This is a genomic window from Streptomyces sp. SID3212 (genome assembly GCF_009865405.1).
Lineage (GTDB): Bacteria > Actinomycetota > Actinomycetes > Streptomycetales > Streptomycetaceae > Streptomyces.
On the sequence record NZ_WWJY01000108.1, the window covers coordinates 1 to 12,907 of the forward strand.

Here is a 12,907-nt window from a genome sequence, read left to right on the forward strand (position 1 = left end):
GCCGAGACCCGCAGGACCGTGCTCGGCCTCGGCCCCGCCCTGCTGGAGGACCGTCCGCTGGACGAGGCCGTCGGTGTCGAGCTGGGCTGGGTCCGCTCCACCGCCGGTGTCCGTACGGATCTGGTGGTCACGGGCGAGCGCCGGGCCCTCTCCCCCGAGGTCGCCGCGCACGCCCTGCGCCTGGTGCAGGAGGCGCTGACCAACGCCGTCACGCACGCCGGAGCCGCCCTGATCCGGGTGGGGGTGATGTACGGCGCGGACGACGTGGCCGTGGTGGTGGAGGACGACGGGCGGGGTTTTGACCCGGGGGACACGGAGGTGCGGCGCAGCGGGCTCGGGCTGAGCGGCATCGTGGCGCGCGCGGACCAGCTCGGCGCGGACCTCCGCATCGAGTCCACCCCGGGCTGGGGGACCCGGATCCGGGCCAGGATCCCCCGCACCCCGGCGGACGAGGACCGTCCGGCGGGGGCGACGACGCCGTGGCGGGTGCTGGTGGTCGACCGGCGGCCTGTCGTACGGGCCGGTCTCGTGCGGCTGCTGGACCGGGCGGGGCCCGAGATCCAGGTGGTGGGGGAGATCGCGGACGCCCGTGAGGTGGTGGACGCGGTACGGGTCCTCGAACCGGACGTCGTCCTGCTGGACCTGCGGATGCCGGGGCTCGACGGTGCCCGGCTGACGTCGTACGTACGCTCCGCCAGCCCCGGTACGGCGGTGCTGCTGATGACCGACGACCTGGGCGACCCGCTGCTCCCGGAAGCGGTGCGGGCCGGTGCGCGCGGGTGTGTGGGCTCGGACCTGGACGGTGCGGGGCTGGTCCGGGCGGTGCTGGCCGCCGCCCACGGTGACGTCCTGCTCAGCCAGCGTGTCCTGCGGAGCATCACCGACCGTGACCGCCCGGCCCGGGATCCGCTCACGGACCGGGAGCGGGAGGTGCGGGCGCTGGTGGAGCGCGGGCTGCCGGACAAGCGGATCGCCACCGCCCTCGGCATCTCGGTGAAGACGGTCGAGAAGCACGTCGGGGCCGTCCTGCGGAAGACCGGGGCGTCGAACCGTACGGCGCTGGCGCACCGCGCGGCCTCCGACGGGGGCTGAGAGCGCGAGGGGCGCGGCCGTGGGGGGATTCCCTACCCGGGGATGGGGGGATTCCCGGCCGACCCCGCGTCCTTCCGGGGCTAGCCTCGAAGAACAGAGGGAAACGTGGGGGTAAGCGGGGGAAATCGATCCCGGGAGTTCACGTGTCCGTCGTCCCGCTGACCGACATCCTGTCCGGCGCCTTCAAAGAGCGTTACGGCGTACCGGCCATCAATGTGTTCAACGACCTCACCCTGGAAGCGGTGCTCGCCGCGGCGGTGGAGAAATCCTCGCCCTTGATCGTACAGACCTCGGTGAAGACGGTGAAATCCATCGGCAGTGACGTCCTGTACACGATGTGGACGTCCATGACGGCCGGTATCGAGGTGCCCGTCACCCTGCACCTGGACCACTGCCCGGAGCGCGAGGTCATCACCGAATGCCTGGACCGGGGGTGGAATTCCGTCCTGTTCGACGCCTCGCACCTCCCCGTCGAGGAGAACATGCGGCAGACGGTCGAGGTCGTCGCCGAAGCCCGGCAGCACGGCGCCCACGTAGAAGGAGAGATCGAGTCCATCACGGGCGTCGAGGACGGAATCGGCAGCGACAGCGCCGCCGCGCAACAGGACCTGGCCGTCGCGCTGGAATTCCTCGACACCACACACGTCGACGTCTTCGCGCCCGCGATCGGAAATGCCCACGGTTCGTACCGCAAAACTCCGGTCCTCGATTTCCAACGGGTCTCCGACCTGGTCGCCGCCCGCTCGATCCCCATCGCGCTCCACGGCGGCAGCGGTATGTCGGACGAACAGTTCCGCGATCTCATAGGCCGGGGCTGCGCGAAGGTCAACATCTCGACCGCCCTCAAGGAGACCTTCATGAAATCGTCTCTCGCCTTCCTGGAATCGGCCGAGGAAAAACAGAAGTGGGACCCGCCGTCGTTGTTCCGGTCGGTACGGCAGGACGTCATCGACCTGGCCGGTTCGCTGATGACGGTGTTCGGCAGCGCCGGCCGGGCGAGGTGAGTGCCGTGCCCGCGCTCGTCTTCGACTGTGACGGCGTCCTCGCGGACACCGAGCGGTACGGACATCTGCCCGCGTTCAACCGGACCTTCGAGGAGTTCGGCCTCCCCGTGCGGTGGAGCGACAGCGACTACGCGCGGAAGGTGAAGGTCGGCGGGGGCAAGGAGCGGATGAAGACGCTGCTGACCCCCGCCTTCGTCGCCGAGGCCGGTCTGCCGGCCGATCCGCGCCTCCTCGACGAGGAGGTCGCCCGGTGGCACCGGCGCAAGACCGAGATCTATCTGGAGATCATCGCGGGCGGCAAGATCCCGCCCCGCCCGGGAGTACGGCGGATCGCGGCCGAGGCCGACGCGGCCGGGTGGACGCTGGCCGTCGCCTCGACCTCGGCGGAACGGTCCGTGCGCGGGGTGCTCAACCTGGCCGTCGGCCCCGAACTGGCCACTCGGTTCAGCGTGTTCGCCGGGGACGTCGTCCCCCGCAAGAAACCGGCCCCCGACATCTACGACCTCACGGTCGCCCGGCTCGGGCTCGACACCACACGGGCCCTCGTCGTCGAGGACAGTGCCAACGGGCTGCGCGCGGCGCGGGACGCCGGGCTGGGCTGCGCGGTCACGACCAGCGCGTACACGGCGGAGGAGGACTTCACGGGGGCCCTGCTGGTCGTGTCGTCGCTCGGGGATCCGGCGGGCCAGGGGCCCGATCCGGCGGGGACGGCCTCCGAGGTGCTGAGCGACCCGTTCGGCGCCGACCCCTCCCCGTACGTACGGCTCGCCGCTCTCGAATTCCTGCTCGCCGCCGTGCCCGGCGCGCACTGATGTCAGGCCAGGTGAGGAGAGACATGTCCACCGCAACCACCAGTGACCTCGAATTTGTCGTCAGGACGATCGCGAGGACGGCCGTCGAGAACGAACGCGCGTTCTCCGATCTCGACGCCGTCGTCGGCGACGGGGACCTGGGCTACTCACTTGCCCGGGGCTTCGAGATCGTCCTCGCCGACTGGGACTCCTTCGACCGCGACTCCCCCTCGGAATTCCTCAAGAAGATCGCCCTGGTGATCTCCAAACGGGTGGGCGGGACGTCGGGCCCCTTGTGGGGCACCGCCTTCCTCAGGGCGGCCGGCGCGATCTCCGACCGGCCGGAGCTGACCGCGCTGTCCGGGGAGGACGCCGTGGCGATGCTGCGGGCCGCCGCCGAGGGCATCAAGAAGCGGGGCAGGTCCGATCTCGGTGACAAGACCCTGCTGGACGCCCTGATCCCGATGACGGACGCGCTGGAGAAGGCGCTGGGCGGCGGCGGGAACGGGGCCGACCTGGCCGGGGTCGTCGCGGAGACCGCTCGTACGGCAGCCGAGGCGACCACCCCCATGCAGGCGATGCGGGGCCGGCCGAGCTACACCGGGGAGCGCAGCATCGGCTCCCCGGACGCGGGGGCCATGGCCGTCGCGGTCATGGCGGAACGTGTCGCCGACGAGTGGGCGGCCCGCGTGTGACGCGCCCCTACACCCGCGTGTGACGTGCGGCGCCGCGTCCTGGGACGCGAAGTCCTGGGACACGACGCCACCACCGACTCGATCGAGGAGAGCCAGCTGATGAAGAAGTTCGTGAACGACCCGAAGAACTACGTACCGGAGATGCTGGAGGGCCTGGCGCTGGCCAATCCCGACACCCTCCGGTACGTCCCCGAGTACAACCTGATCATGCGCGCGGACGCGCCCCGGGCGGACAAGGTGTCACTCGTCCAGGGCTCGGGCTCCGGGCACGAGCCGGCCCACGTGATGAGCGTGGGATTCGGCATGCTCGACGCGGCCTGTCCGGGTGACGTGTTCTCCGCCCCGCCCACCGACTACGTGTACGAGACGGTGAAGCGGGTCGCGTCGGACAAGGGCGTGCTGTTGCTGGTCAACAACTACACGGGCGACCGCATGGCCTTCGAGATGGCGGAGGAGCTGTCGGACGCCGACGGGGTGACCGTCCGCACGCTGTTCATCGACGACGACGTGTCCGTACAGGACTCGACGTACACCGTCGGACGCCGTGGGGTGGCCGGCAACTTCTTCGTCATGAAGGCGTGCGGGGCGGCGGCCGAGCGGGGTGCCGACCTGGACGAGGTGTACCGGATCGGCGAGAAGGTCAACGCCGTGACCCGCACGATGGGGCTCGCGCTGACCGCCTGCACACCGCCCGCCAAGGGGTCGCCGCTGTTCGACCTGCCCGACGACGAGATCGAGATGGGCGTCGGCATCCACGGCGAGCCGGGCCGGCGCCGGGAGAAGCTCCAGTCGGCGGACGAACTGGTCGGCGAGCTGCTGACGGCGGTGGTGGAGGATCTGCCGTACGTCTCCGGCGACGATGTGGCGCTGATGGTCAACGGCCTCGGCGGCACCCCGCTCGGTGAGCTGTACCTGGTGTACGGGCAGGCCCACAAGCAGCTGGCCGACCGCGGGGTCGACATCCGGCGCAGCTACGTCGGCGAGTACTGCACGTCGCTCGACATGGCGGGCGCCTCGCTGACCCTGGTCCGGCTGGACGACGAGATCGCGGATCTGCTGGCCGCACCCGCCGACATCCCGGTGCACGTCTTCTGAGTGGGGGTCCGGGGAGCGGGTACGCGGGGATTCTGGTCTCGCGGAGCGCCCTGCCCTGGGGCACCGTGGAACCACACCCCGCGACATCCGCGACGCGTGCAGAGGAGACAGCTCCATGTCGAACCACACCTACCGGGTCACCGAGATCGTCGGCACCTCCCACGAAGGCATCGACGACGCCATCCGTAACGCCATCAGCCGGGCGTCCACGACGCTGCACGGCCTGGACTGGTTCGAGATGACGGAGGTCAGGGGTCATATCGAGGACGGTGTGATCGAGCACTTCCAGGTGGGTCTCAAGGTGGGGTTCCGCCTCGACCCGGCGGACGACGGCTCCTGAGCCCCCGTGGCCGGGGGCTCAGGTGCGCCCTTCGCGCTCCTGGCCGTCCCGGAACGCCGGTGACGTGCTGGCCCAGTCCGCCCGTACGACCCGGAAGCCCGCCCGTTCGGCGGCGGCGCAGACCAGTTCGTCGTCGTCGACGAGCATGCGGACCTCGCGCTGTTCCGCCACCTCGCGCAGGACTTCCAGCTTGGTCGTACGGGCGGGGCGCCGGTCCGCGTTACGGCGCATGCGCACCGGCCCCTCGGGCAGGCCGTGCGCCGCCAGCCAGGCGAGGGTGTCCCGGCGGCAGCGTTCGGGCCGTCCTGTCAGGTAGAGGAGGTCGCACTCCTCGGCGGCGGCGACGGCCCGCCGTACCCCCTCGGCCAGTGGTGTGTCCTGGCCCGCCGCGCCGAAGAAGCCGTTCCAGTCCTTGGGTACGCGCTCCAGGAAGTGCTGGCGGTGGCCGGTCTCGGCAAGGGTCCCGTCCAGATCGAACACGGCCACCGGCCGCCGGGCCGCGTCTGTCGTCCCGGTGCTCCTGGTCGTCCTGCTCGCCTTGGCCGTCTTGGTCGTCACACCGTCAGCCTAGGCAATCCGCCCGGGGAATCCCCAGCCGGAGAGGGTGTTGACTGATACGTGAGCATCTCACCCGACATCCCGTTCTCCGTGCTGGACCGCTCCCGTACGAGGGAGGGCAGGGACGCCCCGAGCGCGCTGCGGGACACCGTGCGTTTCGCCCAGGAGATCGAGGCGCTGGGCTACCACCGCTTCTGGGTCTCCGAGCACCACGGGGTACCCGGTGTCGCCGGGTCCGCGCCGACGGTCCTCGCGGCGGCCGTCGCCGCCGCGACGTCGACCGTCCGGGTGGGGACCGGCGGAGTGATGCTGCCGAACCACCGGCCGCTCGTCGTGGCCGAGCAGTTCGGCGTCCTGGAGTCCCTCTTCCCCGGCCGTGTCGACATGGGTCTGGGCAGGTCGGTGGGCTTCACCGACGGGGTACGGAAGGCGCTGGGCCGGGACAAGCAGGACGCCGAGGACTTCCCCGCGCAGATCGAGGAGTTGCTCGGCTACTTCTCCGGGACCCCGGACACGGGCCCCCGGGTCCACGCCCAGCCCGCCGAGGGCCTGCGCCCGCCGCCCTTCGTCCTGGCCACCGGCAAGGGCGCGGCGGTGGCGGCGCGGGCCGGGCTGCCGCTGGTCATCGCGGCCGTACGGGGCGAGGACGCGATGCTGCGCGCGGTGGCGGACTACCGGCGCGACTTCCGCCCCTCCGCGTGGAACGAACGCCCGTACGTGATGCTCTCCGGCACGGTCGCGGTGGCGGCCACCACCGAGGAGGCCCGCCGGCTCCTGCTCCCCGAGGCCTGGTCGGCCGCCTGGTCCCGCACCCACGGTGAGTTCCCGCCCCTGCTCCCCGTGGAGACCGTCCTCACCACACCCATGACCCCACGCGAACGAACCCTCTTCGAGGAGTCCCGGCGGGGCCACCTGTACGGCACGGCGGACGACGTGGCCGAGTCCCTGGACAAGCTCCTGTCCCGCAGCGAGGCGGACGAATTCCTCGTCACCACGAGCACGTACGACCTGGACGCCCAACTGGACTCGTACCGAAGGCTGGCAATGCTCCTGGGGCTCCACGGCGAGAACCGCTGACCGAGGGTGTCAGCGCGCGGCTTTCCGCGTCGCACGCAGCCATTCCTTGTTCATCGCCGTGATCGACGGCAGGGGGATGCCCTTGGGGCAGGCCGTGGCGCATTCGCCGGCCAGGGTGCAGCCGCCGAAGCCCTCCTCGTCCATCGTCGCCACCATGTCCAGGACCCGGGTCTCGCGTTCCGGGGCGCCCTGGGGCAGGACGTTGAGGTGGTTGATCTTGGCGGAGGTGAAGAGCATCGCCGAGCCGTTGGGGCAGGCCGCCACACACGCGCCGCAGCCGATGCACTCCGCGTGCTCGAAGGCGAACTCCGCGTCGGGCTTGGGGACGGGGGTGGCGTGGGCGTCGGGGGCCGAGCCGGTGGGGGCGGTGATGTAGCCGCCCGCGCCGATGATGCGGTCGAACGCCGAGCGGTCCACCACCAGGTCCTTGACCACCGGGAACGCGCCGGCCCGCCACGGCTCGACGTCGATGGTGTCGCCGTCCTTGAAGTGCCGCATGTGCAGCTGGCAGGTGGTGGTGCGCTCCGGGCCATGGGCGTCGCCGTTGATGACGACCCCACAGGCGCCGCAGATTCCCTCGCGGCAGTCGTGGTCGAAGGCGACCGGGTCGTCGCCCCGGAGGATCAGTTCCTCGTTGAGGGTGTCGAGCATCTCCAGGAACGACATGTCCTCGGAGATCCTGTCGATCTCGTAGGTGACCATGGCGCCGGGGGCGCCGGCGTCGTGCTGGCGCCAGACGCGCAGGGTGAGCCTCATGCGTAGCTCCGCTGGGTGGGGTGGACGTACTCGAAGACGAGGTCTTCCTTGTGCAGGACGGGCGCGGCGCCGGTCCCGGTGAACTCCCAGGCCGCCGCGTACGAGAACTCCTCGTCGCGGCGCTCCGCCTCGCCGCCCTCCGTCTGCGACTCCTCGCGGAAGTGCCCGCCGCAGGACTCCGCGCGGTGCAGGGCGTCGAGGCACATCAGCTCGGCGAGTTCCAGGTAGTCGACGATGCGGTTGGCCTTCTCCAGCGACTGGTTGAACTCCTCGCCGGAGCCGGGCACCTTGATGCGGCGCCAGAACTCCTCGCGGATCTGCGGGATCCGGCCGAGCGCCTTGCGCAGGCCCTGTTCCGTACGGGCCATTCCGCAGTGGTCCCACAGGAGTTCGCCGATCTCCTTGTGGAAGGAGTCGGGGGTACGGTCGCCGTCGACGGCCAGGAGCAGGCGCAGCCGGTCCTCGGTGTCGGCGACGGCCTCGACGGCCACCGGGTGGGAGTCGTCGACCGGGTCGAGGTGGGGGTTGCGGCCCAGGTAGTCGTTGAGGGTGGCCGGCAGGACGAAGTAGCCGTCGGCGAGGCCCTGCATCAGCGCGGACGCGCCGAGCCGGTTGGCCCCGTGGTCCGAGAAGTTGGCCTCGCCGATCGCGAACAGGCCCGGCAGGGTGGTCTGGAGGTCGTAGTCGACCCACAGTCCGCCCATCGTGTAGTGGATGGCCGGGTAGATGCGCATCGGGACCTCGTACGGGTCCTCGGCGGTGATGCGCTCGTACATCTCGAAGAGGTTGCCGTACTTCTCCTCGACGGCCTTGCGGCCGAACCGGGCGATGGCGTCGGCGAAGTCGAGGTAGACACCCTGGCCGCCGGGGCCGACCCCGCGCCCCTCGTCGCAGACGTTCTTCGCGGCGCGGGAGGCGATGTCGCGCGGGACGAGGTTGCCGAAGGCGGGGTAGATCCGCTCCAGGTAGTAGTCGCGCTCGTCCTCGGGGATCCGCCCGGGCGGCCGGGTGTCGCCGTGGGCCTTCGGGACCCAGATGCGGCCGTCGTTACGCAGGGACTCGCTCATCAGCGTCAGCTTGGACTGGTGCTCGCCGGAGCGCGGGACGCAGGTGGGGTGGATCTGGGTGAAGCAGGGATTGGCGAAGTACGCGCCGCGCCGGTGGGCGCGCCAGGCGGCGGTGGCGTTGCTGTTCTTGGCGTTGGTGGAGAGGTGGAAGACGTTGCCGTAGCCGCCGGTGGCGAGGACGACGGCGTCGGCGAAGTAGCTGGAGACCGTGCCGGTGATCAGGTCGCGGGCGACGATGCCGCGCGCCCGTCCGTCCACGACGATCAGGTCGAGCATCTCGGTACGGGGGTGCATCTCGACGGCCCCGGCGGCGATCTGCCGGGACAGCGCCTGGTAGGCGCCGAGGAGCAGTTGCTGTCCTGTCTGGCCCCGGGCGTAGAAGGTACGGGAGACCTGGACGCCGCCGAAGGAGCGGGTGTCGAGGAGGCCGCCGTACTCACGGGCGAAGGGCACGCCCTGCGCGACACACTGGTCGATGATCTCGACGGAGACCTCGGCGAGCCGGTGGACGTTGGACTCGCGGGCGCGGAAGTCGCCGCCCTTGACCGTGTCGTAGAAGAGCCGCTGGATGGAATCGCCGTCGTTGCGGTAGTTCTTGGCGGCGTTGATGCCGCCCTGCGCGGCGATGGAGTGGGCGCGGCGCGGGGAGTCCTGGTAGCAGAACTGGACGACGTGGTAGCCCTGTTCGGCGAGGGTGGCACCGGCGGCGCCGCCCGCCAGGCCCGTACCGACGACGATGACGGTGTGTTTGCGGCGGTTGGCGGGGTTGACGAGCTTCGCCTCGAAGCGGCGGCGGTTCCAGCGCTCGGCGACCGGTCCGTCGGGGGCGGTGGTGTCGGCGACGGGCTCGCCGGTGGTGTAGTCGGTGTAGTCCCGCATGTCGGCTCCGTTCATGTCAGTTCACGACTCCGCTCATGACCCCTACGGGTACGGCGATGAATCCGGCGGTCAGCACCACGGCCAGGACGTCGGCCGACGCCTTGAGGATCCGTTCGCGGGTGGGGCTGCCCACGCCGAGGGTCTGGGCGGCGCTCCAGAACCCGTGCCGGACGTGCAGTCCGAGCGCCAGCATCGCGACGATGTAGATGGTGTTGCCGTACCAGGTCGAGAAGGTGTCGACGACGTTCTGGTACGGGCGGCCCTCCTGGAAGCCGCCGGAATGCACGGTGCCGGTGGTCAGGTCGAGGATGTGCCAGACGATGAACAGCGCGAGGATGATCCCGCCCCAGCGCATGGTGCGGGTGGCGTAGCTGGCGCGCTGCCGCTTGTGTACGTACGGGGTGGGCCGGGCCGCGAGGTCACGGCGGCTCAACTGGTAGGCGCAGACGGCGTGCAGGACGACGGCGGCGACCAGGCCGATCCGCAGGCCCCAGAGCGCCCACTCGTAGTGCAGGACGGGTTCGCCGATGATCCGCAGCCAGTGCGCGTATCCGTTGAAGGAGTCCAGGCCGAAGAAGATCTTCAGATTGCCGTACATGTGCGCGACGAGATACGCGAGCATGAACAGGCCGGTCACGGCCATGATCACTTTTTTGCCGACCGTCGATCCCCAGAGGGTGCGCGGCAGGGACGCGCGCCGGTCCGTCCGCGTTGCCAGAGCCATGTACCTGACGGTAGGGGCGCCGCGACCAGAGGTCCAAGACATGGTCCGGCTCATGTCCATAGGGTGTGCCTATGATGAGTGGATGCAGTTCCAGCAGTTGCTCTACTTCGTCGCCGTGGCCGAGACCAGGCACTTCACCCGCGCCGCCGAGCGGGTCCACGTCTCCCAGCCGTCCCTGTCGCAGCAGATCAGGGCGCTGGAGAAGGAGCTGGGCGCCGAGCTGTTCAGCCGGGCCCGGGGCAACGTCACGCTGACCGACGCCGGTGAGGCTCTGCTGCCGCTGGCCCGGCGGATCCTGGCCGACTCCGAGACGGCCCGCCTGGAGGTCCAGGAGCTGGTCCAGCTGCGGCGGGGCCGGGTCAGGCTGGGGGCGCCGCCCAGCCTCTGCACCGGTCTGCTGCCGGAGGTGCTGCTGGCCTTCCACGAGCTGCATCCGGGCATCGAGCTGCTGATCGAGGAGAACGGTTCGCACGATCTGGTACGGGCGCTGGCCCGCGGCGACCTCGATCTGGCGCTGGTGGTCCTGCCGCTGCCGGCCCCCTCCCCCGCGCTGACCACCGTCGAGCTGCTCCACGAGGACCTGGTCGTGGTCTCCTCGGCGTCCGCGCCGCCGCCGCGCAGACCGCTGCGGATCGCCGATCTGGCGGACCAGCCGCTGGTGATGTTCCGGCACGGCTACGACCTGCGCGACCTGACCGTGGCCGCGTGCCGGGCGGAGGGGTTCGAGCCGGCGTTCGTCGTCGAGGGCGGCGAGATGGACGCGGTGCTGGGCTTCGTCCGGGCCGGTCTCGGGGTCGCCGTCGTCCCGAGCATGGTCGCCGGGCGGACCCGCGACCTGCGGGTCACGCCGCTCGCGCGGCCGGGACTGAGCCGTACGGTCGCCCTCGCCCACCGCAGCGACGTGGCGCCGCCCCGCGCGGCCCGGGAGCTGGAACGCGTCCTGCTCTCCACCCGTACGGGAGCCCGGATGTCCGCCGAGACCGCCGCGTGGCGGTCCCGGCGTGCGGCGGAGGCGCGGTCCGCCGTTTCGGCGGAGGCCCGGGGGCGGGGTCCGGCCGCCGGGCCCCGCGCGTAGAACGCCTCCGGAGCGCCTCCGGAGCGGCTCCTGACCGCTTCTAGACCGCGTCCAGCAGCGACAGCCGGTGCAGGTGCTCAGGAGGGCCCGGGCGCGCGTAGAACCAGCCCTGCGCGGTGTCGCAGCCCAGCCTGCGCAGATGGTCCGCCTGCGCGCCGGTCTCCACACCCTCCACCGTCACCGCCAGGTCCAGGCTGTGCGCGAGCGAGACGATCCCCTCGACGATCTTCAGGTCGACCGGGTCCGCCGGGTGCTGCTGCATGCCCTGCGTGAAAGAACGATCCAGCTTGAGCACGCTCACCGGCAGCCTCCGCAGGTTCGCCAGGTTCGAGTAGCCGGTCCCGAAGTCGTCCAGCGCGATGTCCACGCCCATCTCGGCGAGCTGGCGCAGCGGCTTGAGCAGGTCCTCGTCGGCGCCGATCAGCGCCGACTCGGTGACCTCCAGGCAGAGCGCCCCCGGCGCGAGGCCGATCCGCTCCAGCACCTCGACCGTCTCGGCGACCAGCCCCGGGTGGTGGAGCTGGGTGGGCGAGAGGTTCACGTTGATGCGCAGCGGCCGGCCCTCGGCCCCCTCGGGCAGCTGGTCCTGCCACTCCTTGGCCTGCCGTACGGACTGTTCGAGCACCCAGCGGCCCAGCGGCACGATCAGCCCGGTGTGCTCGGCGAGCGGGATGAAACGGTCGGGCCCGAGGATGCCGTGCTGCGGGTGCAGCCAGCGCACGAGCGCCTCCGCGCCGTGGACCGTACCGTCGTCCAGGTGCACCAGCGGCTGGTACTCGATGAAGAACTCGCCGCGCTCCAGCGCCGCCGGCAGCGCCGTGGTCAGCCCGTGCCGGGTGATCGCGCGCGCGTCGGCCTCGGCGTCGGCCAGCTCGAAGCGGTTCCCGCCCGCCGCCTTGGCGCGGTACATGGTGATGTCCGCGCTCCGCAGGACCTCGGCGGGGGCGCGCCCGGCGACCGGGCCCTCCACGATGCCGATGCTGCCCCGGACCGTGAACTCCCGGCCGTCGAGCCGGATCGGGGTGGCGAGCACGCCGAGGATCCGGGAGGCGAGGTCGGCCACCTCGCCGCACGAGGCGTGCCCGGTGGTCAGCGCCACGAACTCGTCGCCGCCTATCCGCGCCACCATCTCGCCCGGGGCCGTGGCGCAGCTCTGGAGCCGGTCCGCGACCTCGACCAGCAGCCGGTCGCCCGCCGAGTGCCCGAGGCTGTCGTTGATGGCCTTGAAGCCGTCGAGGTCGAGGTAGCAGAGACCGAAGCGGCTCCCGTCCGGCGCGGCGAGCGTCTTCTCCAGACGCTCGAAGAACAGGGTCCTGTTGGGCAGTCCGGTCAGGGCGTCGTGCGTGGCCTCGTAGCGCAGCCGCAGGTTGAGCAGCCGGCGCTCGGTGGTGTCCTCCATCAGCGCGAGCTGGTACTGCGGCGCGCCGTCGGCGTCCCGCAGCAGCGAGACGGTCAGGTTGGTCCAGAGGACCGTACCGTCGTTGCGGTAGAAGGGTTTCTCGCAGCGGAAGTGCTCCCGCTCGCCCCGCACCAGCTCGCCGTACATGCGCCAGACCTGGGGGACGTCCTCCGGGTGGACCCACTCGCTGACGTTGCGGCTGCGGACGTGGTGTTCGAGCCCGCCGAACATCTGGATGAGGGTGTCGTTGACCTCCAGCATGTTGCCGTCGAGGTCGGCGATCCCTATGCCTATCGCGGCGTCGTCGAAGACCGCGCGGAACCGGACCTCGGTGGCGTGCAGCGCCTGCTCGGCG

13 protein-coding genes are annotated in these 12,907 nt (G+C 71.1%); 8 read left to right on the forward strand and 5 right to left on the reverse strand.

Translation table 11 applies throughout. From position 1 onward, the window contains the following. The 6 genes from GT042_RS03175 to GT042_RS03200 all read left to right on the forward strand — a co-directional run. A partial coding sequence (locus tag GT042_RS03175; RefSeq protein ID WP_161307168.1) for a response regulator transcription factor family protein occupies nucleotides 1-1,092 on the forward strand: 1,092 nt, incomplete at its 5' end. Between the two features lie 143 nt (nucleotides 1,093-1,235). Further along, nucleotides 1,236-2,096: a class II fructose-bisphosphate aldolase gene (locus tag GT042_RS03180; protein WP_161307169.1), complete on the forward strand. Its 861-nt coding sequence runs from the start codon at nucleotides 1,236-1,238 to the stop codon at nucleotides 2,094-2,096. Nucleotides 2,097-2,101: 5 nt separating this feature from the next. Beyond that, nucleotides 2,102-2,908 (forward strand): HAD-IA family hydrolase, encoded by an 807-nt coding sequence (locus GT042_RS03185; RefSeq protein ID WP_161307170.1) that lies wholly within the window; start codon nucleotides 2,102-2,104, stop codon nucleotides 2,906-2,908. A 23-nt stretch (nucleotides 2,909-2,931) separates the two neighbouring features. Beyond that, nucleotides 2,932-3,582 carry a dihydroxyacetone kinase subunit DhaL gene (gene dhaL, locus GT042_RS03190; protein WP_161307171.1) on the forward strand — a complete coding sequence of 217 codons (651 nt, stop codon included), beginning with the start codon at nucleotides 2,932-2,934 and terminating at the stop codon, nucleotides 3,580-3,582. A 24-nt stretch (nucleotides 3,583-3,606) separates the two neighbouring features. After that, a complete protein-coding gene (gene dhaK / locus GT042_RS03195) occupies nucleotides 3,607-4,677 on the forward strand; it encodes a dihydroxyacetone kinase subunit DhaK (protein WP_345943666.1) in 1,071 nt (356 codons plus the stop codon). Between the two features lie 115 nt (nucleotides 4,678-4,792). Further along, complete coding sequence (locus GT042_RS03200; protein WP_161307172.1) at nucleotides 4,793-5,017, forward strand: dodecin; 225 nt, start codon at nucleotides 4,793-4,795, stop codon at nucleotides 5,015-5,017. Between the two features lie 18 nt (nucleotides 5,018-5,035). On the opposite strand, the gene GT042_RS03205 is transcribed toward GT042_RS03200, so the two are convergent. Next, a complete protein-coding gene (locus GT042_RS03205; RefSeq protein ID WP_161307179.1) occupies nucleotides 5,036-5,503 on the reverse strand; it encodes a hypothetical protein in 468 nt (155 codons plus the stop codon). Between the two features lie 132 nt (nucleotides 5,504-5,635). Here GT042_RS03205 and GT042_RS03210 point away from each other — a divergent pair, with 132 nt between their 5' ends. Beyond that, a complete protein-coding gene (locus GT042_RS03210; protein WP_161307173.1) occupies nucleotides 5,636-6,652 on the forward strand; it encodes an LLM class flavin-dependent oxidoreductase in 1,017 nt (338 codons plus the stop codon). 9 nt (nucleotides 6,653-6,661) lie between these two features. Here the strand turns inward: GT042_RS03210 and GT042_RS03215 are convergent, their stop codons facing one another. From GT042_RS03215 to GT042_RS03225, 3 genes are read right to left on the reverse strand one after another with little or no spacing between them, the layout of a single operon-like run. Continuing rightward, a complete protein-coding gene (locus GT042_RS03215; RefSeq protein WP_161307174.1) occupies nucleotides 6,662-7,408 on the reverse strand; it encodes a succinate dehydrogenase/fumarate reductase iron-sulfur subunit in 747 nt (248 codons plus the stop codon). Then, nucleotides 7,405-9,354 (reverse strand): fumarate reductase/succinate dehydrogenase flavoprotein subunit, encoded by a 1,950-nt coding sequence (locus GT042_RS03220; RefSeq protein WP_161307180.1) that lies wholly within the window; start codon nucleotides 9,352-9,354, stop codon nucleotides 7,405-7,407. Before GT042_RS03220 ends, GT042_RS03215 begins: the two co-directional genes overlap by 4 nt. Nucleotides 9,355-9,370: 16 nt before the next feature. Next, the gene (locus GT042_RS03225; RefSeq protein WP_161307175.1) at nucleotides 9,371-10,078 is read right to left on the reverse strand and encodes a succinate dehydrogenase; all 708 of its coding nucleotides are present in this window, start codon (nucleotides 10,076-10,078) and stop codon (nucleotides 9,371-9,373) included. 82 nt (nucleotides 10,079-10,160) lie between these two features. Here GT042_RS03225 and GT042_RS03230 point away from each other — a divergent pair, with 82 nt between their 5' ends. Next, nucleotides 10,161-11,153, forward strand: coding sequence for a LysR substrate-binding domain-containing protein (locus GT042_RS03230; RefSeq protein ID WP_161307176.1), 993 nt, complete (start codon nucleotides 10,161-10,163; stop codon nucleotides 11,151-11,153). Between the two features lie 40 nt (nucleotides 11,154-11,193). Here the strand turns inward: GT042_RS03230 and GT042_RS03235 are convergent. Further along, nucleotides 11,194-12,907, reverse strand: a 1,714-nt coding sequence (locus tag GT042_RS03235; RefSeq protein WP_161307177.1) for an EAL domain-containing protein, incomplete at its 5' end; no start/stop codon positions are given.

Coding starts and splice junctions, on each gene's coding strand:
- GT042_RS03225 (WP_161307175.1), bottom strand. CDS start 10,078: ATGGCTCTGGCAACGCGGACGGACCGGCGCGCGTCCCTGCCGCGCACC.
- GT042_RS03215 (WP_161307174.1), bottom strand. CDS start 7,408: ATGAGGCTCACCCTGCGCGTCTGGCGCCAGCACGACGCCGGCGCCCCC.
- dhaL (WP_161307171.1), top strand. CDS start 2,932: ATGTCCACCGCAACCACCAGTGACCTCGAATTTGTCGTCAGGACGATC.
- GT042_RS03200 (WP_161307172.1), top strand. CDS start 4,793: ATGTCGAACCACACCTACCGGGTCACCGAGATCGTCGGCACCTCCCAC.
- GT042_RS03230 (WP_161307176.1), top strand. CDS start 10,161: ATGCAGTTCCAGCAGTTGCTCTACTTCGTCGCCGTGGCCGAGACCAGG.
- GT042_RS03220 (WP_161307180.1), bottom strand. CDS start 9,354: ATGCGGGACTACACCGACTACACCACCGGCGAGCCCGTCGCCGACACC.